Origin of the sequence: Escherichia sp. KCJ4928 (assembly GCF_004352695.1) — a bacterium.
Classification (GTDB): domain Bacteria; phylum Pseudomonadota; class Gammaproteobacteria; order Enterobacterales; family Enterobacteriaceae; genus ECMA0423.
This window is the reverse complement of the sequence record NZ_SJWV01000752.1, coordinates 1-257: the sequence shown is the minus strand read 5'-3', so window position 1 is coordinate 257 and position 257 is coordinate 1. Positions and strand designations below refer to the sequence as shown.

General features: G+C 61.1%; 1 protein-coding gene. It reads left to right on the top strand.

Annotated elements, in window-relative coordinates; genetic code table 11:
- Positions 1-163: 163 nt before the first annotated feature.
- Positions 164-257 (top strand): replication initiation protein (locus E0D98_RS28340; RefSeq protein WP_240723796.1); only part of this gene is annotated, 94 nt, incomplete at its 3' end.

Sequence of the window (257 nt, the reverse complement as noted above, 5' to 3'; positions counted from 1 at the left end):
GGCGTTTCCCCCTGGAAGCTCCCTCGTGCGCTCTCCTGTTCCGACCCTGCCGCTTACCGGATACCTGTCCGCCTTTCTCCCTTCGGGAAGCGTGGCGCTTTCTCATAGCTCACGCTGTTGGTATCTCGGCTCGGTGTAGGTCGTTCGCTCCAAGCTGGGCTGTGTGCACGAACCCCCCGTTCAGCCCGACCGCTGCGCCTTATCCGGTAACTATCGTCTTGAGTCCAACCCGGTAAGACACGACTTAACGCCACTGG